This window comes from Streptomyces sp. NPDC015125 (genome assembly GCF_043080045.1).
GTDB lineage: Bacteria > Actinomycetota > Actinomycetes > Streptomycetales > Streptomycetaceae > Streptomyces.
This window is the reverse complement of sequence record NZ_JBIBVF010000007.1, coordinates 33,419-52,810: the sequence shown is the minus strand read 5'-3', so window position 1 is coordinate 52,810 and position 19,392 is coordinate 33,419. Positions and strand designations below refer to the sequence as shown.

Annotated in this window: 19 protein-coding genes and 1 tRNA gene; 10 read left to right on the top strand and 10 right to left on the bottom strand. The window is 70.8% G+C overall.

The window, feature by feature from the left end; genetic code table 11:
• Window positions 1-50: 50 nt before the first annotated feature.
• The 3 genes from ACF088_RS17760 to ACF088_RS17750 form a co-directional block, all read right to left on the bottom strand.
• Window positions 51-548: a hypothetical protein gene (locus ACF088_RS17760; protein ID WP_392376689.1), complete on the bottom strand. Its 498-nt coding sequence runs from the start codon at window positions 546-548 to the stop codon at window positions 51-53.
• A 262-nt stretch (window positions 549-810) separates the two neighbouring features.
• Window positions 811-1,209, bottom strand: a complete 399-nt coding sequence (locus tag ACF088_RS17755; protein WP_392376688.1) for a hypothetical protein — start codon at window positions 1,207-1,209, stop codon at window positions 811-813.
• A 591-nt stretch (window positions 1,210-1,800) separates the two neighbouring features.
• Complete coding sequence (locus ACF088_RS17750; RefSeq protein WP_392376687.1) at window positions 1,801-2,196, bottom strand: DUF6205 family protein; 396 nt, start codon at window positions 2,194-2,196, stop codon at window positions 1,801-1,803.
• A gap of 205 nt (window positions 2,197-2,401) precedes the next feature.
• Between ACF088_RS17750 and ACF088_RS17745 the strand changes: the two genes are divergently transcribed.
• Complete coding sequence (locus ACF088_RS17745; protein WP_392376686.1) at window positions 2,402-2,737, top strand: hypothetical protein; 336 nt, start codon at window positions 2,402-2,404, stop codon at window positions 2,735-2,737.
• Between the two features lie 894 nt (window positions 2,738-3,631).
• Here ACF088_RS17745 and ACF088_RS17740 read toward each other — a convergent pair.
• Window positions 3,632-3,862 (bottom strand): hypothetical protein, encoded by a 231-nt coding sequence (locus ACF088_RS17740; RefSeq protein ID WP_392376685.1) that lies wholly within the window; start codon window positions 3,860-3,862, stop codon window positions 3,632-3,634.
• A gap of 458 nt (window positions 3,863-4,320) precedes the next feature.
• Between ACF088_RS17740 and ACF088_RS17735 the strand changes: the two genes are divergently transcribed.
• The 3 genes from ACF088_RS17735 (at window position 4,321) to ACF088_RS17725 (ending at window position 5,760) form a co-directional block, all read left to right on the top strand.
• Window positions 4,321-4,821 (top strand): hypothetical protein, encoded by a 501-nt coding sequence (locus ACF088_RS17735; RefSeq protein WP_392376684.1) that lies wholly within the window; start codon window positions 4,321-4,323, stop codon window positions 4,819-4,821.
• A 536-nt stretch (window positions 4,822-5,357) separates the two neighbouring features.
• Window positions 5,358-5,525 carry a hypothetical protein gene (locus ACF088_RS17730; RefSeq protein WP_392376683.1) on the top strand — a complete coding sequence of 56 codons (168 nt, stop codon included), beginning with the start codon at window positions 5,358-5,360 and terminating at the stop codon, window positions 5,523-5,525.
• A 91-nt stretch (window positions 5,526-5,616) separates the two neighbouring features.
• The gene (locus tag ACF088_RS17725; protein ID WP_392376682.1) at window positions 5,617-5,760 is read left to right on the top strand and encodes a hypothetical protein; all 144 of its coding nucleotides are present in this window, start codon (window positions 5,617-5,619) and stop codon (window positions 5,758-5,760) included.
• A gap of 116 nt (window positions 5,761-5,876) precedes the next feature.
• Here ACF088_RS17725 and ACF088_RS17720 read toward each other — a convergent pair whose 3' ends face one another.
• Window positions 5,877-6,029: a hypothetical protein gene (locus ACF088_RS17720; RefSeq protein WP_392376681.1), complete on the bottom strand. Its 153-nt coding sequence runs from the start codon at window positions 6,027-6,029 to the stop codon at window positions 5,877-5,879.
• A 376-nt stretch (window positions 6,030-6,405) separates the two neighbouring features.
• Here ACF088_RS17720 and ACF088_RS17715 point away from each other — a divergent pair, with 376 nt between their 5' ends.
• The 4 genes from ACF088_RS17715 (at window position 6,406) to ACF088_RS17700 (ending at window position 13,135) form a co-directional block, all read left to right on the top strand.
• Window positions 6,406-6,621: a hypothetical protein gene (locus ACF088_RS17715; protein WP_392376680.1), complete on the top strand. Its 216-nt coding sequence runs from the start codon at window positions 6,406-6,408 to the stop codon at window positions 6,619-6,621.
• A 412-nt stretch (window positions 6,622-7,033) separates the two neighbouring features.
• Window positions 7,034-10,687 carry a hypothetical protein gene (locus ACF088_RS17710; protein ID WP_392376679.1) on the top strand — a complete coding sequence of 1,218 codons (3,654 nt, stop codon included), beginning with the start codon at window positions 7,034-7,036 and terminating at the stop codon, window positions 10,685-10,687.
• A 279-nt stretch (window positions 10,688-10,966) separates the two neighbouring features.
• Window positions 10,967-11,299, top strand: a complete 333-nt coding sequence (locus ACF088_RS17705; RefSeq protein ID WP_392376678.1) for a hypothetical protein — start codon at window positions 10,967-10,969, stop codon at window positions 11,297-11,299.
• A gap of 789 nt (window positions 11,300-12,088) precedes the next feature.
• Window positions 12,089-13,135, top strand: coding sequence for a hypothetical protein (locus ACF088_RS17700; RefSeq protein WP_392376677.1), 1,047 nt, complete (start codon window positions 12,089-12,091; stop codon window positions 13,133-13,135).
• A 77-nt stretch (window positions 13,136-13,212) separates the two neighbouring features.
• Here the strand turns inward: ACF088_RS17700 and ACF088_RS17695 are convergent, their stop codons facing one another.
• The 5 genes from ACF088_RS17695 to ACF088_RS17675 all read right to left on the bottom strand — a co-directional run bounded on the left by ACF088_RS17695 (window position 13,213) and on the right by ACF088_RS17675 (window position 17,165).
• A complete protein-coding gene (locus tag ACF088_RS17695; RefSeq protein WP_392376676.1) occupies window positions 13,213-14,109 on the bottom strand; it encodes a hypothetical protein in 897 nt (298 codons plus the stop codon).
• 43 nt (window positions 14,110-14,152) lie between these two features.
• Window positions 14,153-15,418 (bottom strand): hypothetical protein, encoded by a 1,266-nt coding sequence (locus ACF088_RS17690; RefSeq protein ID WP_392376675.1) that lies wholly within the window; start codon window positions 15,416-15,418, stop codon window positions 14,153-14,155.
• A gap of 646 nt (window positions 15,419-16,064) precedes the next feature.
• Entirely contained in the window at window positions 16,065-16,271 is a 207-nt protein-coding gene (locus ACF088_RS17685; protein ID WP_392376674.1) for a hypothetical protein, read from the bottom strand.
• A complete protein-coding gene (locus tag ACF088_RS17680) occupies window positions 16,271-16,885 on the bottom strand; it encodes a hypothetical protein (protein WP_392376673.1) in 615 nt (204 codons plus the stop codon). Before ACF088_RS17680 ends, ACF088_RS17685 begins: the two co-directional genes overlap by 1 nt.
• A gap of 207 nt (window positions 16,886-17,092) precedes the next feature.
• A tRNA-Ala gene (locus ACF088_RS17675) sits at window positions 17,093-17,165 on the bottom strand.
• A gap of 233 nt (window positions 17,166-17,398) precedes the next feature.
• On the opposite strand from ACF088_RS17675, the gene ACF088_RS17670 reads away from it, so the two are divergent.
• Together ACF088_RS17670 and ACF088_RS17665 are read left to right on the top strand one after the other, a co-directional pair.
• Window positions 17,399-18,382, top strand: a complete 984-nt coding sequence (locus ACF088_RS17670; protein WP_392376672.1) for a hypothetical protein — start codon at window positions 17,399-17,401, stop codon at window positions 18,380-18,382.
• Window positions 18,383-18,484: 102 nt separating this feature from the next.
• Window positions 18,485-19,060, top strand: a complete 576-nt coding sequence (locus ACF088_RS17665) for a hypothetical protein (protein ID WP_392376671.1) — start codon at window positions 18,485-18,487, stop codon at window positions 19,058-19,060.
• Window positions 19,061-19,392: the final 332 nt, after the last annotated feature.

Sequence of the window (19,392 nt, the reverse complement as noted above, 5' to 3'; positions counted from 1 at the left end):
GACCGGCTCGACGAGCGCATGCGCGAATAGTGCCTCGACGGCGTCGTCTATCAGGACGACTGGCGCACGGCAGACTCGACCAGTTCGCGAAGGCCGCGCAGGTCTCTCGCGCCGAGCCGGACCTCCCCGCCACATGCAGGGATCGAGCGCCGCCACATACCGGTGGCACAGACCGCGGCATCGATCTCGTCGAGAAGGCTCTGCGCGTCGTTGCTGACCACACACTCGGCCTCCAGTCCGTCTAGAAAGTTCCTCTTCTGGAAGACCACACTCCGCCACTCCTCGCCGCGCAGTTCGGCGGTTATGTGGCCGTACATAAGGGCACGCGTTCCCGGCAGGTAGCACGTGCCACCAACAACGATCTCGGCCCCAATGGGTGCGAAAAGGCTTCCGCCGTGTATCCAGGTGACCTCGCGCCCCTGGAGTCCTTGACGGGTCTCCTCCGGCCCAACGTGCGACACACGGCCGCCCCAGCCCAGGCGGTCAACAATGATCGCCGCATTGCGTCCCACGAGCGTATCGAGCAAGGCCAGTTCCATCACCTTCATGAGTTCCTCCATAAGTCCAGACGGGACAGATGTCGCGGATCGCGGACAGGACGTCGGGGAGCACATCGGCACACGGGCGGGGCCAGGCGACCACACCGCATCCGTGAGGTTGTGCATCGGGGTCCTGCCCGTGCGCCTGCTGCGCTCTTCGGGGCCACCCCTTCGGTCCGTGTGCTGGCCAGATGGGGTTTGACGGACGGCGGTGGCCCCGAATGCGCCGTGGCTCACACGGACTCTTCGGCTGGCCACCCCGATCGTCCGGTCAGCCCTGGGTGTTGCGCTGGCAGGGAGGGCAGGTGACGGGGGTGTCCTCGTCGAGGTGGTCCACGGTCTCCTCGTCCTGCTGCTTGTTGCATGCAGTGGTCAGCGAGACGGTCCCCGTCCGGTAGGCGGCGGCGTGGACGTGGCGGCCGCGGTGGGGCTTGGTACGGCACGGGTAGGCGGAGTTCTTGATGACGAAGCCGGCCGGAGCGACGGTCGCCTGGGCGGCCTTCTCGGACGCGGCAGCAGCCTTCTGCTGGTCCTGCCATGCGGTGCGCAGTACGCGCTGCTTGTCGCAGAGAGCGTCGAAGCGCGACTTGGCGGCGATGTGTACCTCACGTGCGCGTGCCGTCTCGGCTTCCAGGGCGCTCATGCGCTCCTCGTACTCCTCGCGGGTCATGGGTCCTCACTTCTCGGTGGTGGCTTGGGGCTTTACCGCTTCAGTCGCGTCATCCTCGATGAGCGGTAGATGTTGCGTATTCCGTCGGGGTAGGAAGCCTGCTGAAAGAGATCGCACCCCGGATCGTGTCGATGTGATGGTACGAGCTGCGCGGGACGTAGACGGAGATTCCGCCCTCGGTCCATGCGGAGATCGTCTGCTGGACCGGTACGAAACACCGCCCCGGGGACGAGGCCGAAGGCCCCGCCGCGCGTCACCCCACGGGGTCCCCTGCCGGGTCGGCGGCCGCAGTCGCTGGGGTCTGTGAACTGGGGATATCCCGCCGCTGTCTGCGCGGTGCGGTGCGTTGTCGCTGGCAGGAGAGTTGCGCGGGGTTGTTCGGCGGCTCGTTGCCTTCCCGGCCAGGCGCTGCGGCATTCCGCCTGCGCAGGGGAGGGCTCATGGCTTTGGCGCCTCTCTGGAGCAGGGCGCTGCGCCGTTGCGTCCACCTTCGCGGTGGTAGGGGCTGGCCGCGGCATCCGGGGACCTGGGGTGGTGCTGTCAACGGGGCGGGCACCTCGCCGAACTTGAGTAGCTGCGCCGAGCGCTTGGTCAGGTGTTGGCATCTCCTGGCCAGATCACGGTCGGCTTCACCTCCTCGGCGTGCCCATTGCGGACGATGACCCCCCACATGTCGTTCCAGTGGTCGTCACCCATGCACTGAAGGCGCCCGGTAAAGGTGTGGCCGGGGAATGCGTCGATAAGTTCCTGGAGTTCGCCTTCCATGTCGAAGGCGTCGAGACGCTCGACGTGGACGGAGATCACGCGGCGGGCTACCGGTTCGCCCGTTTCTCCAGGCCCCGCCGGTTCTTCTTTAATGTCCAGGCGGAGGCACCTTTGGGTCTCTCCGCCGGCCCGAGGGCTGGAGAAGGGTGACTTCTTCAGCGTTGTTCCGCGCAGCGGCGGGTCGATGAGGATCTGTCCCGACACCGCGGTGTAGTAGCCCATGTTCCGTTTCTCCCTTTCCGGAGCTCTCGTCCTGTCTCGATGTGCCCGCGCTCGCCGGCCGTTCGCGCCTGCTCTGCGCGGCGGCTGCTCTCGGCGCGAGCTGAAGACGGCGGTCTGGTGGCGTGGTGTTCCTTCGCCGGTGGTCGTTGGTCGGCTGCCTGGGCCCGGTCCGACGGGCGGTGGAGCCGGTAGGTTCACGTAATGTGTGCTGCGCCGCCTGTTCGGTGCCGCCGGCGTACTGCTCGCGGTACCAGGCGAGTACGGTGTCGCGGTCGCGGCGGACGTGGCCGTCGCGGTCGTGGGTGCCGTTCGGATAGCCGGGCGCGGGGTACCAGTGGATGCGCACCGCATTGGCGGTAAGGCCGGTGGCGGCGGCGACTTCCTCTGCGGTGACGTGCTCGGGGAGGCGGGCGAACGTCTCGTTTACGGGGTCGTGGATCATGTGCTTACCGCTGCTCACGGCGGCCACCTCCTCGAACTATTGGGCACCGTCGGCCACTTGGGGCCGGGTCAGGCGGTTCTCGCCGTGCTCCTTCGGTGACGGTCGGGTGTGTGGGCGCCAGGATGTGGCTACGAGCCAGCGGCGGTGCGGGCGGCGTGCTCGCGTCCGGAGTCCCAGGCAGTGTCGCCATCGGCGCTCATGACGATCTCCTTCTCCGGTCGGACCCGCGCCCTCCCTGGCATCACCCAATTTACTCCTAAATGCATCTACTGTCAAATCTTAAGCGTCATATATTCGTGGTCACCATTGGTGTCTTGGTGAGCGACGCCGGTCGTGATCGTTGCACCTGGTGCCGCTCATTCCCCGCCTCGCGAGTCGGCAGAGCTCGCCCAGGCTCAGGCGCGTCTGTGCCTGGGCCTTCCCGCGCGGGCGGGCGCATCGCTGAGCTCGAGCAGCTGCGCCGGGGCTGATCGGCCGGTGACGCGGGCCGGCTGCGGCGGGCGTGCATCCGCGTCCGCCGGGTGCCGACGGCGTCCCGGCGGCCATTGCCGTCAAGCTCGTCGTAGGACATACGTCCTCGGTCCGGTCGCCGTGGAGACTTTCGACCGGTTCGGCACACTCGACCAGAGGTGTACCAGCAGGAACCGGTGTCGGAGTGCTTGCGGACACCCGCAACCTCGGCCAGACGATCCGCCTTGATTCCCGGTCGCACTCTTGTAGGTGTAGAGGTGCCGTGGGCGATGCGAGGCAGCCAACGCCGCCCCCTACATGCTGGTGCACCTGGGCACGGAACGCCCTGCCTGTGCGCTACGGGGAGGCACAGGCAGGCCCGTTCGAGCGACAGGAGCGGACGCCGGCGCTGTCACGGGGCGCGCGCGACGGTGCCCTCAGCTGTCTTCTGAGCGATGGGTTCCGGCGCCGGGCTTTTGGTCGTTGTCCGACGGCTCGTCCTCAGTCATCCCCCTGTGCTTGTCCTCTTCCATTGGGCCCTCCCTAGGTCGTAGTCATCCTCGGCTGTTCACCCGCCACGATGGTGAACCGCTGGCCGTCGGGGAGACGGACTTGGTACCCGTGCGTATTCACATCGGGCACCCCTCGCCCCAGCGGGATAACCTCCGCGAAGAACCGATTCTCGGTGTTCCCCTGCTTGAAATAGCTGTGCAAGTAGAAGGCGAGGATTTCGGTCAGCCGTGCGTGCAGTCGTGCGGGATCGACATCTTCCATGTACCCACGCTTGCACAGCTTCCCACCCGGCATCCGACGGTTGCTGAACTCCTCCCTCATCTGTGTCCGAAGCGTCCGGCGGAGGAGGCTCCCTGAGCTGGTGAAGGATGCTTCAGGAGTGGGTCAAGAGCTTTTGCCGCTCACTGATGCGCAATTCGTACGATGCCTACGGCCTGACCACGTATGCGCCTAGCCGACCTGCCCCGGCGCTGGAGCGCGCTACCGAGCACATAGCGCTGCTACGCCAGCCGATCCGCCAGCACTAATGCACCCCAACACCCCGAAGGGAAACCGAGCATGAAGCCGAACCCCGGCGCCGAGATCAACGGCACCGCCACGCGCTTCAACCTCGAAGGCGACTCCAGGCGGGCGGCGCGGCGGCCGGGACGCGGCCAGCGGCATGCGTCTGCCCGGCCGTCACCTACCCGCGTCATGTGTCAGCGGGCATGATGACGCTCATGGCACAGGAAGAGGCTCACGTATTGCTGCTGTCCCCGGGCTTTGTTCGTCGGCGGTTCACCGTGGCCATGTGGGGGTCAGCAGCGGGGTACCCGCTGCTGACCGTTGGTCTGAGCCCGGTGGCGATGTGGCTGACCGGCACAGGCACGGACGCCCTGACCGGGGCTGAAGGGACGGCAGCCCTGATCCCGCTTGTCGCGTTCGTGATGTATCTGGCGTGGGGAGCAGCCCAGACGGTCCACTCGGAGCAGCGAGAGCTGGCGGAGAAGGCCCGCGCTTTGGCATCCGCCGCCGGGGAGGACGATCGCTTCGAAGTGGAAGCCAGGGCCTACCACTTCGGCATCACGCTCACAGCAGTTTCCAGTGCCTTCAACACGAGGATTCTTCCACGGCGAGTGGCTGCCGACTTCGCGCGCAGGGTCTGCGATGAAGCGCAGACCCACGGGCTGAGCCCCAAGACTCTGCGCGTGGTCCAGGACCTGGGACGCATGGAGCGGTAGGCCGGCTCCTCGCGTGCTGACCGTCAGGTCGGAGCATGCAAAGGGGCACGGCCCCCGGTGCCAGCTGGGAAACCGCGCCTCTCGCAGTTCACTGAGCCTGGTCGACCACCAGCGCGCGGGGCCGTCCAGCCAGCTACAGGGCCTCCGCCCGGTCGGCTGCTCCAGCTCGGCCAGCTCAAGAACCCGTTCGGCGCAGCCGCGCACGTCGGCCCTCAGGCAGACACGTCCGCCGCTGCGGCCTCCGGTTGCGCGGGCAGGGGCGGCGCGGACGTCGAGGTGTGGGTGGGCGCGGGCGACGGTCGACGTGCTGCGCAGGCAGCTGGTGCGGCCGGGCGACTATCACCGGGCCTGAGCCGCGGGGATCGCCGAGCGATTGATGGATGTGGTGCTCGGCAGCGTGCAGGAGCGGGCCATGGAGTTGTGCGGCGAGGTGTACGTGCAGATCTCGAGCACGGCGCCGGAGCCGACCCGGCCCGGGCCGCGCTGAGCACCCCGAGGGAGAAGGAGGCGCGGGAGCTGGCCGGCTGGGCGGACCCGTGCGCCACCGGGTTCTTCTTCTGCCCGACCTGGCCCCGGCCTGGCTGGACGTCCTGAACGAGCACGCCGAACACCTGCTGCTGGCCAACGAGGTCACCGGGGCGTGGCCGGCCGCCCCGTGTTTGGAACACTCGTCCGCCCCGGGCCGCCGAGTGGCGCCGACGTAGCCTCCGCAAAGGACCTCTCGCCGGTGCCACGCGGCATTCGTGAATCACTCGGCCAGGGGTGGCTTCGCCGGAGCGAAGGATGTAGCGGGCCGTGTCTCCTGAGGCTGCATGCGGATGCCCCCGCGTCCTGCGGCAGGCCGCAGCCGCGCTGCCCGTGGACGACCACCGCGCCCAGACCACGACGCTGCGCCGGGCACGGGTCGAGGCCGGCGAGATCGACGCCGCCCGGCCCTGACCACGCCGCGCGCCGGGTCGCCGTGCCCGCGGCACAGGCGCACCGCGCCGCCGCGGCCGGCGTCGGCCGTGTTGGGTGGCCGGTCAGCTCCGCTGGCGGCCATGTGCGTGGGGTGGTCAGTGCCAGGTCTCTGGTCCGCCGCCCTGCCATTCGATCAGCTTGTGGTTGTCCAGCGTGATGACGTTGTCTTCGATGCCTGCCTGGCGCAGGATGTCGACGACGTCGGCGGGGCTGTAGGCCACGCCGAGCACGACGTTGCCGAGCACCACTGGCCGCCCTCCCTGGCTGGAGGGCGGACGCACCTGCACAGGGGCACCTTTCACCACGGTTCCACTCTCCACCACTACGGCTGTCGCCGCCCCCGCTGCCACGACCCGGCCGGTGAGGCGCGGCGCGTGCCTGGCCGTGCTCGTCCCGGTCCTTCGGGGTGTCTGTCCGGTCTCGGGAGTGGCCGTCTCGGACATCCGGCCTGCCCCGGGTTGTTCGGTTCTGCGGAGGGCGATGCCCTGGTTGCCTCGGCGTCAAGTTCGTGAAGGAAGTGTCAATTGACGCTCAAGCAGACATCTATCGTGGTGCAATTCTGGTGCATTCGTGGTATCGTTTTGGTGTTGTCATTTGATCAGCGGGAGGTTTACATTGAGCGGCGTGACGGACCTGAAGGCCGGTAAGAGGATGAGCGTCACCTTGATCCCGAGGGCCAATACCGAACTGGATTGGCTCGCAGGACGCACTCAGCTGTCCCAGGTAGACGTGATCAACCGGGCGTTGCAGATCATGGGATATATCGAGAGGGAGTGTGCGGACGGAGGCGAACTCCTGATCCGCAAGGACGGCGAGGTCATGAAGGTCCACATCATCTGACTTCTGAGCGCTGCTACGCAGCCTCGCGGCGCCAGCCATGTGCGCCCGCTGGTGTGGACACACGTGGCCTGCTGCCCGGCCTGTCCGGCGCGCCCACTGGTCGGCCGAGCTCCGCGAGGTGCCAGACTTGCTTCCGGCTGGCTGTGCGGCATCCGGGGCCTTGCAGCGCCCTTCTGCGCCCCGTAGGCGACCGAGTCGTCGCCGGTGTGAGCGAAGAGTTGGGGGAGCAGATCTATGCGGCCCGCGTCGTGCTTAGCCGCTCCGTATGCCTTCAGCGCGGCGCCGAGATCATGCAGGATGCCGCTCGGGACGCTGACCTGTCTCGGGCCCGCAGGTGGTGGCCGGGCCCGCGGTGGCTGCGGGGTGGCGTGGGTGGGTAATTGGGCCCAACGAGCAGGCGGCGGCCGTAGCGATGCCTCCTGGGGGATTCCACCCGGCGCTGGACCTTCTGCAGGACGCGCGCCGGATCCTGACCGGTGGCCTTCTCCGGCGGTCGGCCGAGGTCGCGGAGTCGTGTCTGCGCGGGGCCGCCGATGCGCTGTTGAGCCTGCCGGGCGCCCCGGAAGCGGTGGGCTTGAAGGATGCCGCTGCCGCCCTGCTCGACGCGATCGACGTCCGCCCCGGCCCCGGATCCGGCCCGTCCGGGGGTCCGGCTGCGGCGCCGGCCGGCGAGCTCGTCGCCGGACCGAGGCGCCCGGTGCCGGCGGGGGAGAGCGGTGTTGCTGGCTGCGCCCCGGCTGCCTGGCCCTTACAACCCGCCGCAGTACCGCGGCAGTCCGCCGCCCCGCTCGCGGCCACCTCCGCCGGCGGCGCGGGCATGAACGGCGACGGCGGCGAGGAACAACTCCGGCTGCGTCAGGCGGCTGAGGTGCTGCGCGGGCAGCTGACCCGGCCGGGCGGCTACCACCGGGCCCGGGCCGCGGGGATCGCCGAGCGCCTGATGGGTGTCCCGCTCGGTGCCGCGCAGGAGGAGGCCCTGGGAGTGTGGGGCGAGGTGTACGGGAAGACGTCGGGCACCCTGCACGGCGGCGTTGCCGCCCCGGCCCGCGCCGCCGGCCTGTACCGGCAACTCCTGGCCGCCGCCCGGGAACTGCTGGTGCCGCTGCCCGGCCGCGCCGCGCGGGTCCTCAAGCTGGCCGCCCTGAAGGAGCCAGGCGAGACCGAGGCGCGGGAACTGGCCGGCTGGGCGGACCCGCGCGCCACCGCGTTCTTCTTCCGCTCCGGCCCGGCCGCCACCTGGCTCCCGCTCCTTCACGAGCACGCCCCGCACCTGCTCGCGGCCGACGAGACGGCCGGCGTCTGGCCAGCCGCCCCGTTCCTCGAGCACCTCGCCACCGCATACCCCGAGGCCGCCCGGCCGTGGCTGGCAGCTCACGCCGTCCAACTCGCCGCCGCGGGCCCCGACGTGTTGGGTGCGCTGCTGCGCCTAGCCGACGCCGGCGCCCTCACCCCAGCCGATATCCAGCGGCTGCTCCCGCACATCACCACCCGGCCCCCCGCCGGGACTCCGAGCGAGGAGGCGAGCCTGTCGCGCCGGCTCGTGGCCAGCTGGGCGGGCAACCTCCCGGTGCCCGCACGCGACGGGGACTGGCTCCTCGTCGTCGAGGAGTTGCTGAAGGACACCGTCGACCTCGGGCACGCCGGCTACCTGGCCTACCAGGCCGCGCGCCAGCGCGCGCACACCGGCCACGAGCCGCTGCCGGAGCTGACCGAGGTCCTCCGGCGGGAATGGGCCGCCCGCCTGCCCGACCACGACGTCACGGGCCTGCTGCGGGAGCTGGTGGTGACCGTCCACACCACTGCCGACGGCCCGTTCCGCTGGGCCCGCGCGGCCCGTAACGCTCTGGCGGGCCTGCTGCGCCGCGACATCGCCGCGCCCGTCACGCAGTCCTGGCACGCGTCCGTCGACCTGGACGAGGTCCGCGTCCTGGACGCCAGGGTCTTCCTGGGCCCGGTCCTTGACATGGGCCCGCTTCTGGCCCGCGTGGTCCTCGATCTTGCCGATGCGGACGCCGCGGCCGGCCTCCCGCTCGCCGATCGGATACGGGCATGGCCGCGGATCGCCGCCGCGGATCAGCACCTGCACGACCGAGTGCTCGCGGCCCACCTCGTCGCCCACCCACCCACCGCCGACACCGGCACTGCGGACGCTGGCACGGGGGAGTGGTGGGAGCAGGCGATCGAGGCCACTGTGCGGCTGCTGGCCAACCGCCCGACGCCGGAAGGCGCCCGGCTGGCCGCCCTCGTGCTGGATGCCTGCCCACCCGAGCGGGCCGTCGGCCTGCACCAGCGGGCACGCGCGGCACTCGGCCCGGCGCCTGCCGCCGAGGAGATCGACCAGGCCCTGCCCGACGCGGACGGGGCCGACGGCCGGGACGAGCCGCTCGCCTCATGGCTACGGGTGTGGCACTGGTCGCCGGTCCTGCCCGCCCCGCTACGGGCCGGCTTCGCCCCGCTGCTGGCCGCGCTGCGCCAGCTTCAGCCGGCCGGCCCACCCGACCCACGGACCGCTGCCCGCCCGCAGTCGCGCCATCACACCGCCCTCGCCCTCCAGGAACTGCGGGAGCTGGCCACCGCGGCCGGACCGCTCGCGGCCGCCACAGCCCTGGCTGACGCCCCGGACGCGGGCGCCGACGGCTACGCCCTCGTGCTGCAACGCCTCGTGGGGGCCGCCCCCGCCGCCTGGACCGCCGACGTCCCCCAGGTCCTCGACGCCCTGGCCCGGCCGGAGCTCGGCGCGTTCTACCTCGCCGCCGCAGCGACCGCCGTGCGCCATCCCGACGCCTTCCCCGCTGGCCCGGCCGAGGCTGTCCTTGCCGCTCTCACCCTGACCCACGTCCTGCCCGCCCCCGCCAGAGCGCACGTCCCCGACGCGGCAGAGTTCGCCGGCCGGGCGTGGTCCGGTCTCCTGAGCTTCATGTGGCGCAGCGGCGAAGACCTCGGCAGTGACCTGCCAGCCATCCTCGACCACCTGCACACCCTCGCCGAGCCCCTCACCCGCCCTGCCCCGCCGCCCGCGGGCGCCCCGGCAACACCCGCGACCGGCGCCGCCGGCCCGGCCGGCGACAGGGCGGCCGGGGAAGAGGAGGAGCTGCCCGCGGGCCTGCTGGACACCCACCCGGCGGTGCGCGCGCTGGACTGCCTCCTCGACTACGCCGCCGGCCAGGCCACCAAGGACGGCGCGATGCCCGGCCACGTCCTCCACCTGGTCGCCCACGTCCTGGCCGCCCGCAGTGACAACGAAGCGGTCGCCGCCGTGATCGGCGCGCACCTGCCACTCCTGCACCGCCGCGCCACCGCCTTCACCGCCGCCCACCCCGAGCTGTACACCCTCGACCCCCAACGCCCCTCACCGGCCGCCACCTGGCTGCACCGCGGCGGCCCCGATCCGCTGCTGCTCGCCGCCCTGGACCGCGGCCAGCTCCTGGCCGCGGTGCGCGCGAACATGCACGGCGCAGCCACACGCGTCGCGTTCGCACTCCTGCTCGGAGAGGGGCCGCCCGACTTGCTCGGCGACCCCGTAGACGCCTGGCGCGAGGTGGCCGCCGGCCCGGACGGCGCCGCGGCCGTCTCCCACCTGCTCATGCCGCTCGCCCTTCCTCTGTGGGGGCGGCCCCGCCCGGGCGACGCCGCGGAGAACCCGGCCGCCAGTGCCCCCGAGGACGTTGCGCGCGCATGGTGGACGGCGGCGCTGGAGGCCGGCCTGCCGCCCGGCGCGCTTGCCGCCGCCGGCTACTTCACACTTTCCGCCCTCCCCGACGAGGTATGGCTGCTCCTGGCCCGGCGCAGCGCCGAGCACACCCCCGCCCAGGACCATGCTGCCAAGGTCGCCGAACGCGCCGCCGCCCACCCGCGCAGCCCCGATGCCCTGCGCCTGACCGCGCACCTGCTCACCCGCCCCGCCTCCCCCGAGTACGACACCGACGTCCGCCGCCACGCTCGGGCCTTGCTCCAGGCCGCGGCAGTGCTGCCCGATGCCGAGCGCCCCGCTGAGACGGAACACCTGCGCCGGGCCCTCATCGAAGCCGGTGAGGTGGACCTCGCCCAGACGACGGCGGCTGGCTGAGCGCCGGACGGCAGGGCCTCCTTGGCCTTGCAGGACGGCCCCGGCCATGCCGGCGCGGCCGGGGCACTGCCACCTCGCAGGGCGCGACTGTCCTGTGCCTACGAAGATGGGCTGTCCGCCATCGAGGTTGGACCAATGCGAGTTCGTGGCAGCGAAGTTGGATCCCCGCTGCCCAGCGCGGGCTGCCGCATTTCCGGCGCGCCACTGGACAAACAGGCCGTCGTCTCCATGCCGGTGCAGCGGGGTTTGCCTCCCGCACCTGGCCCTACTGTGGCGGCTATGACATGGAACTGGCTGCGGATCGACCTCACGCAAGCATTCGCCACCGGACATGCCGAGGTCGCCTACGGCCCAGGCGGCCTCATCTACGAGGCGGCGCGTCTGGACGTGCAGGAAGTCCTTGACGAGCTCACCGGCCAGGATGTCGGGTTCCGGGGCGCGAACCGGTCCTGGCGCAAGGGCGAGGACGTCGTGATGGCGAAGAGCCTGCACATCTGGGCCGTATTCGAGGAAAACCCCGGCGAGTTGTCTGACATCACAGCCCGACGGCTCGCCGAGAAGCTGATCGCCCGCCTGCGCGCAGCGGACCACGGCACCCCGACACAGTCGTGACGAGGCGTCCAACTTCGTTGTCAGGAACCGGCGTTGGTGCAACTTCGGTGGCAAGCGGTCCATCGTCGCTGTCCAGGGACAGCGTCGCGCGCGCGGCACAGACCAGCGTCGGCGAGTTGCCGAACGTGCCGCTGCACACCCGCATGCTCCTGGCCGGTCCGCCGTGCGCCCGGTCACCGCCGTCGTGTCGTCCCCGGCCCGCGGCCGTCTGCCCGCTGGTCTCCGCGTGGCTGCCTGCGCCTCGGACCGTTCGGTCCGCCGCCCTGGTGCACCGCCCGGTCGCGGGGCCTCGCCGTCCGGTCCCGGCCTCCGCCGCCCGCCCCCGCCATCGTGCCATCCGTGCGTCGCTGTTTCCGGGGCGGACCGTCGGCGGCGGGTATGAAGGGGCGCGTGGGGCGGGCCTGCCGCGTACACGGGATGCGCCCATGCACCCGCAGTTGCCCAACTGGCCCACTGGCGCTCGGCTGGGTACGGGGCTGACCAGACTGACAGACCGTGCCGACAACGCAGTTGCGCTGCTCAGGGCGCTGCCCGGCCGGTACAGCAGTTGCTCGACGGGGTGAGAACCTTCGAAGGGCCAGCGCCGGCGTCGAGCAGGCGGCTACTCTGGGCGCGGTGCGTCCCAGGGGGCGCGCGCTCGTCGGCTTGACCCACCGTTGGCCGTCCTGAGTGAACCGAGCCGGTGCTCGGCCCCGGAGAGCAAGTGCAACTGTCGCGCGCGGCCTGTCGGTCCTGTCGGTGCATCGAGGTGGGCGGTGCGATCTGCGGGACCATGTTCAGGAGAGCGCTATGCCGACCACTCCCCGTACGTCCCTCACCCACTTCTCGCGGATCGCTCGCCGGCTCAGCCGCGAAACGGGCATGGGCTACCAGAAGGCTCTGACGACCGTGCAGGAGAACGCCGACCGGATCATGCAGCAGGGCCCGCGGCTCGACGCCGCCGGCTGCGACATGGCGTTGCGGCTCCTGCTGCAGCAGGACCTCGAGTTCTGGGGTCCGGGGATCGGCGCGCACATGTGGCCGCAGCAGTACCACGCGGTCTCGATGGAGCTGCTGCACTCCGGTCTGTGCATGGAGGCGATGAAGGCGGCCGACCGGGCGCGCGACCAGGACCAGCCGCAGCCGTGCGGCAACACCTTCGACCCGTCCTACCTCGCTGCGGCCGGCGTGGAGCCCTTGGACTACGGCGCCCCCGAGGAGGACGAGGAGTGGGAGGAGGAACCCGAGGAGGTCGACCCGGTACTGCTGGAGCCGGTCGACGAGCCGGATCGGTGGCGGCGCCACGTGCTCACCCAGGGCATCCGTCCCGTCTACCGGCTACCGGACGCCCACAGCCTCCTGCCCGCCGCCCGCGAGGAGCTGCTCCGCCTCGCACCGGACGAGGCACGCGCCCGCCTGGATCAGTTGCACGCGCAGCAGCCCGCGGCGGCCGAGGCGTACGTGGTGAGGGCCGAGCTCCATCTCGCCGCCGTTCGCGAGGCCGGCCTGGAGGGGGACCGCGGAGTGCTGGACGAGGCGCGCCGGTGGTACGAATGCGCGGTCGCCGTAGCCGAGGTGCCGCTCGCCTTCCCGATGTACGACGGTGGGGTGCTCCTGTGGCGGGAGGAGTCCAACCGGCCGCTGCTGCGCGGGCTGTACGGGCTGGCGCGGGTCGCGCACTGGCAGAAGCGCTGGAACTGTGCGGAGATGATCCTGATGATGCTGCTCTACCTCGACCCCGTCGACGAGCAGCAGGCCGGCGTCCTGCTGCGGGAGGTCCGCACGGCCGCGGGCATCGCTCAGCCCGACGAGACCGCCGCAAGTGGGCTTGGCCGGGGCGAGGGGCTTGGAGCGTGACGTTCAGACGGCATGGGCTGACGGTCCGCCGGATCCCGACGGCTTCGTGCGCGTCGCGCAGCGCGCCGACGGTGCGGCTAGCGTTCGGTGGGAACGGCTTCTTCCCGTGGCATCGCGAGCGGGCGCCGCTTGCGGCTCGTTGCGTACCACGGCTCGTAGACCGGCGGGGAGATCGCGCGCCGCCTCTCGGGCAGCTGCGGGCGCGGGCGCCGTGCCTGGGCCCCGCGCACCACTTCGCCGACGAGGAACTGCGGCGTGGCGATCGCCTGGGGAGAGGCGTTCAGTGCTCGCGTGCCGGGCATGATCCGGCCTTCCAAGGGCGGTGCGGGATTGAGGACCTCAAGGATCCGAACAGCAAGGTCCGCCGGCACCCAGTCCAACCGCAGATCGACCGAGGTCCCGGGGTGGCTCAGGCGGGCCTTCACACGGCACATGGTCCGTTCCCCCTCCACCTGGTGATTTACCGACGCGTACGACTGCAGGCGGTTCGGGCCGCCGCCGACGGCACCCGGCCCCAGCGTGGGAAGCGCCCGTTCGAGGTGCGCGTTCAGCCGGGTCCGGGCCGCCGTGTGCCGCTCCTCACGCCGCTTGTGCAGCATCGCCGTGGGCCACACGTTCAGGTACGCGGGCAGGAACCTGGTGACGATCCTGCGCGCGAGCCAGGTGGCCGGCTGGTCGAGTCCGACGCCGATCGTCGGAGCACGGTCGCCGTAGAACTCCCGCGGGTAGTGACCGTCGGCCGTGAGCCGCCGCCCGGCCGCTCCAGCGAGGTTGGGGGTGAGGCGGGCGACGTGGACGGCGAATCCGGCGGGATGGTGCAGGGTGAACGACCCGTACAGATTGACCCCGGCCGTGACCGTCCACCCTCCGCCCTGGATGTCCTCTGCGTTGAGGATGTCGGCCACGGCCTGGCCGCGGGCGGCGAAGTCGTCGTGCGCCTCCTGCATCCGCTGTTCAATGACGTTGCTGTGCATGATCTCCACTCCATGGGCGGGGTAAGGGTGGTGAACGTGGTGGTCAGGCGGCCTGGGCAGGCATGTCCTCGCGCGGGCTGCGGGGGACCAGGGAGCGGAGCTCGCGCTCGCGGGCCCGATGGCGGCGCGCGTTGCGTTCCTCGATGGCGAGCTGCTTCCTGACCTCGCTCAGCTGACGCCGTGTGTCTGCGCGTAGGTGCGGGACGTTGGCTTGGGCGGCCGCCAGGCGAAGTGACACCAGGTCCGGCCGGCGCAGGTAGTGCAGGGCCAGCGCGCGGACGACAGCTGCGGTGCGGCGCTCGGTGGCGTACGGCGCTGAGCCTCGGGACGGCACCCGGGCGCCGATCGTGTCCGGGGCGGTGAGCGTGATGTCGTCGCTCGTGTCGTGGTCCCACTGGCCGCACAGTCGCACCCCGTTGACCACGGGCGCGTGCGCCCGCTCGTCCTCGAAATACGCGCCACTGGCGTGGCCGTAGGCAACCCAGACGCCCTGCGGGATCGGCTCCGGCCGGTACCGATTCGGTCCGACGGTGAACCGCCCTGAAATCCGGGCACCGGTCACCTCGTAGACGACAGTGCCGGCGACCTCGGCGTTCACCGCGACCTCGCGGACCGTGATCTGCCCGAGCGGGCCCCGGCGGGGATCCTCGATCGGCAGCTGCACCGGCTCAGCCCGTGGCGCCAGCACGGGACGTGGCCGACGCCGCAGGATGCCGGCCAGCGCGCAGATCCGGTGACGGACGGCCCGGCGATCCCGCTCGAGCTCGACGGCCTGGGCCTCCGCCGCAGCGGCGAGGTTGCCCTCGTGCTCGGCGTACTCCTCCGCCTTCTCACGCGCCGCGGTCACCATGAGGGCGCGCCGACAGGGCAGGTTCCGCCAGTGCGCGACGATGGCAAGGATCACGGCCTCGATGCGGCGCCGCGTGCCGCGGGCAAGCTCATGGTGAATGCCATTGCGCAGCCCGGCGGCGTAACGGCCCAGGAACCATCCGGTCGGCAGGTCATCCGGGTGCAGGTGCCCGGTCCAGCCATGGACCCGGACGCCGTGCACTACCGGCTCGTCGGGCCGGTGCTTGCGGTAGAAGCTGCCGAGCGGCTCCGTGCCGTCGCCGAACTGCACCGCGACGGTGGACGGCAGAATCGGACCGTTCGCGATGTGGTCCGGTACGACCACGAAGGTCCCGCTCACGTGCGGAGCACGAACGATGTAGCGGACGCGGCCGCGCTCCAGGACGGTCACGCGTGCTGCGGCGGAGCCGATGCCGGGCAGCGGAAGCTCAATACGCTGGGTGAGACGTCGGATGGACAAGGAACTCCTCTGCTGTACGGACGACTTCGGTTCGGGGCGGCGTCGGATGACTGCAGGCGGCCGCCCCGTCAGAGCTCAGCCGTCCCGCTGGAGGACGGCAGGGCGAAGGGGGACGCTGTTTAGGACGCCCCTCCGGGGGCTCGCGCTTCCGCCAGACCTCGAGTGCGGCCCTGGGCCGCGTGAGCGCCAGGGCTGCGAAGAGGGCCGGCGTGACGAAGCTGGAGGCGGGGACAGGGCGGGGGTGGCAGGAATCTGCCGGCTTTGGAGACCGGGACTCGAACCCTGATCTCCGGATCCGTAGCCCGCTGTCCCTCCCGTTGAACGACGGGAGCAGTGCGCGTTCCGCGCAAACTGCGTACCTTCGGCGGAATTTGAACCCGCAATCTCACGGTTGAGAGCCGGGCGAGATATCCAGTCCTCCGCGAGGACGTGTCCGGCGTCGGCATGGGGACCAGATCAGATTGGCTCCGCGAGGACCCGAGCATCACCTTCCCCCGCCGACGGCCGGACCTGCTGGGCTTGGAGCGGGTGCGGCTACCGCCCCAAGCTGATACGTCCGTCCTCGTTGTTCTCGGCCCACTCGTCGAGCGAGGTCTTGATCGCTCGTCTCGGTGGCTGCGCACCGCGCTCGTGGGCGGATTCGCTGTCACCCATCACCGTGGTCTTCGCAGTCGGGGCAGTCGTCATCGCAGCGCTCCTGGGTGCCAAGACTGTGGACGCGGCAGCGCATGCACGGTTCGCTCGTGAAGGTGACCTCGCCGTCCTTATATGTCTCGCCGTTGTGGTCGTCGGCGGGGATGCCCTGCGGCTCGTGGCAGTGACCGCAGTTCACCTCGTTCTCCCGGTACAGCATCAGGCCGCCTCGGCGGCACGGCGGGACTGGAGGCTGCGCACGATCGCGGCGGCGTGCTCGGGGGCGCTGGTGTCGGCGTCGACGAACTCGGCGTGCACGGAGGCGATCATGGCGGCGATGTCCTCGACGTCTTCCTCGAAGTCGGACCGGTCCCATACGTCGTAGGCGACCCCGAGGAACCCCTGGGCGTACGCGTCGGCTGCATTGCGGGCATGGCCGGTCCAGAAGTAGCGCGACCAGTCATCGGAACGGATGCCGTCGATGTCGTACTCGTCGCCGGTGATCTTCACGCCCTTGAGCGCGTAGCCGCGGGTCCAGGCGTCGGCGTCGGTCTCGCCGATGAAGTCGGAAGACACCCACATCACCGAGTACACGGGCCGGTTCCATGCCTTGTACTGGGCGTCGGTGGCGAGGTAGCGGTGACGGCCCTTGCGGGCGCTGCGGGCTCTCACGCCGACCTTGCTCCACTCGCGGGCGGACAAGTTGACCAGGCGACCCTCGATTTCGAGGTGCAGGATGGCCCTGTGGGCGGCGCTCCACTCCTCGGCGTTGGTGTCGTCGGCGATGGCGTTGGCGATGTCCCAGTGCGTCACAGGGGCGTCCTGGGTGCTCATCGATGCGTAGGCAGTTTCGGCGGGTGTCAGATCAGATATGGCGCGAACTCCTAACAGATTCCAGCGAACTGGGTGAATTTCGACGCGGGGCGCCTGCCGCGGGCGCGGCGCATGGGCGCAGTTCAGGTCACCGTCGCGACCTCGGCGTACGAGGACGGGCCCGACGTCTTTGAGCAGTGCGAGCGCCGCATGGGCGCGGCAGCTGCCTGGTGGCCCGAGGGGAATTGCACCCCTGACCGTCCCCCGGCGTGGGGGCCGCTCTACTACTGAGCTACGGGCCTGCCGTGCAGGTCGGGTCGGCCGCCCTTCCCTGTCCGGCGTCCAGAAGGTCGGTCGCCCCTCTTGACGCTTATAAGTTTACTTTCTGCGCCATCGCATGTCAAACTAAAAGGGTCATGTGGTCGAGGTTCCGCGGAGGCGCCGGTCGGGCGCCCCGGCGGCCGACCGGCGGCATGCGCAAGCGCCCGACTCTCCCGCTCCCCGTGAAAACTCATTTCAGAAACGGAAGTGATCATGTTCGCCGTCACCAACCCGGATACGTTCCAGGCGACCGTCGATGACCACAAGCTGAGTGATGTTCAGGCGGTCTACGGGCCAGACAGGTTGACGGTCATTGCCTACTCCGGCATCCGTATGCTGCGGGAGCGCAGCGGCAGGATGACGCAGGTTTTCGACGTGATCACCCTTGACGGCCGGTACCTGAGCAAGGGCTACAAGTCCCGTGGACCGGTGACCTCCTGGGTTCGGAAGAACCGTCAGGTGGTCGCCTCTGTGGTGGAGGAGACGGCGCAGACACCGGCCGTTGGCGCTCTAGCGGCCGTTCCGGCCGAGACTCCGGCGCAGGAAGACGAGTCGGCGGCGGAGACGTCGGCTCGGGTGCTGGCGGGCATGCCGCGCAACGCCGGGGTGATCTTCCACGAGGCAGCGGAGCTTGGTTGGGACGTGCGCGCGGAGCGTCGTTGGACCGGCCGCACGTGGGCGCGTGTCGTCGTCATCACGGGGTTGGTGATGGTGCGCGCGGGTGTGGAAGAGCGCGAGCACCTGTGCGCGTGGTCGGAAGGCAAGGGCTCCTACCTGGGGTCGGTCTCCAGCGACGGTTTCAAGGCCGTGCGGGAGGCCATCAACGGCACGCGTCCGGTGAACCGTGAGTACGAGAGCGCGGGGCGGACGGTGTGGGGCCGTGACGCTGCGGAATGGGTGCGCCAGATGGACGGCGCCGTATCCAAGGTGATGGCCTCCTTCGCGGACACGCGGGACGCGTTCAACGCCCTGGACGGCACCACCCCCATGGGCGCGCGCGCCGTCGCCCTGGCGTCCGCTGCCTACTCGGAAGCGCGCGAAGCCGAGCGGTCGGCGGTCGACGCCGGCCTGGAGGGTAGGCAACGCGGTACGACCCCGGGTGCCCGCGGTTCCGCCAGCCCTGCCCCGGGAAGCCTGACCGGCCGCACCGCCCGCCCGGCCGGCCGGTGCGCGTGGGCTGTCGGCCCGGGCCCGTAGCCGGCCGCCATCGATTCGGTGTTGGGCGGTGAGCGGGTCGGCTGCCAGGGTGTTTTGGTCGAGTGGCTGTGGGTGCGGGCCCGGCCGCGTAGGCTGCGCACCGTGGACCGGCACCCGCCCGCCTCGTTTGGTGAGGATTTTGTGGCCTCTCAGGACTTCCCCGCGGCCCCGGCCGGCGACGAGCAACTGCGCCGTCACGTGCTGCCCGATGTTTCCGCGGCGCCCGCCCGGCCGCCAGCGGAGTTGTCGCCCAGCCAGGTGCTTGCCGAGGTCCGTGACGCGCTGATGCCGCAGGGGTGGATCGACGTTGCCCTGCACAGGGCGGGTCGTGCGCTGCGGCCTCACCATCTGCCCGCGGAGCACACCGCGGGCCGGTACGTCTGCGCGCTGGTCGCCGTCGCGGCCGAGTTCCGCTTCGCCCGGAGCAAGGGCGAGGCCGGTGACAGGGACCTGCGGCGCCGTTTTCGTGCCGTGGAATCCGATCTGGAGATCGTCGCGAGCACGCTGGAGACCGGCCTCAATCTCGCTGAACGTGCTGACCGGCTTCCCTACAGTCCGGAGCAGTTGCTGGCCATGATTGGCCCCTGCTACGCCGCGGCGGCTGTGCATCTGCGTTTGGCCGCGGACACGCTCAGCGGCCGCTACCTGCTTCCGCACCACGACGTCGCCCCGTCGTAGGCCGGCCGGCCCGCGCCGGGCCGTCCGCCGTCCGGCCGGGCCAGGGGCATTGCCGGCTTCCGGCTGTGCCGGTGCGCCCGGGCCGCGGTGTGCGGGCGTGGCAGGCTGCGTGCCCGGGTAGGCCGATGGCCCGGCCTGCGCCTACAGCGTGTTGCTGGTGCGTGGCCTGTATCGGGCTGGGTCACCGAGTTGCCTGGTCAGGCTGGAAGAGCACGCTTGTGGAGCGCGTTATCTCGGGTGCGTTTTGAGCGTCTGGCAAGTAGCCCCAGGAGTCTGTGCCTTACAGATGTCCGAGGGTTCTTCAGGCATGTTTCGGGACGTACGTCTAGTCG

Bases quoted from the DNA above. Each gene is read 5' to 3' on its own strand.
- ACF088_RS17755 (WP_392376688.1), bottom strand. From the start codon at position 1,209: ATGACCCGCGAGGAGTACGAGGAGCGCATGAGCGCCCTGGAAGCCGAG.
- ACF088_RS17685 (WP_392376674.1), bottom strand. From the start codon at position 16,271: ATGCTGTACCGGGAGAACGAGGTGAACTGCGGTCACTGCCACGAGCCG.
- ACF088_RS17700 (WP_392376677.1), top strand. From the start codon at position 12,089: ATGCCGACCACTCCCCGTACGTCCCTCACCCACTTCTCGCGGATCGCT.
- ACF088_RS17680 (WP_392376673.1), bottom strand. From the start codon at position 16,885: ATGAGCACCCAGGACGCCCCTGTGACGCACTGGGACATCGCCAACGCC.
- ACF088_RS17735 (WP_392376684.1), top strand. From the start codon at position 4,321: ATGGCACAGGAAGAGGCTCACGTATTGCTGCTGTCCCCGGGCTTTGTT.
- ACF088_RS17710 (WP_392376679.1), top strand. From the start codon at position 7,034: ATGCCTCCTGGGGGATTCCACCCGGCGCTGGACCTTCTGCAGGACGCG.
- ACF088_RS17705 (WP_392376678.1), top strand. From the start codon at position 10,967: ATGACATGGAACTGGCTGCGGATCGACCTCACGCAAGCATTCGCCACC.
- ACF088_RS17670 (WP_392376672.1), top strand. From the start codon at position 17,399: ATGTTCGCCGTCACCAACCCGGATACGTTCCAGGCGACCGTCGATGAC.
- ACF088_RS17740 (WP_392376685.1), bottom strand. From the start codon at position 3,862: ATGGAAGATGTCGATCCCGCACGACTGCACGCACGGCTGACCGAAATC.
- ACF088_RS17750 (WP_392376687.1), bottom strand. From the start codon at position 2,196: ATGGGCTACTACACCGCGGTGTCGGGACAGATCCTCATCGACCCGCCG.
- ACF088_RS17760 (WP_392376689.1), bottom strand. From the start codon at position 548: ATGAAGGTGATGGAACTGGCCTTGCTCGATACGCTCGTGGGACGCAAT.
- ACF088_RS17695 (WP_392376676.1), bottom strand. From the start codon at position 14,109: ATGCACAGCAACGTCATTGAACAGCGGATGCAGGAGGCGCACGACGAC.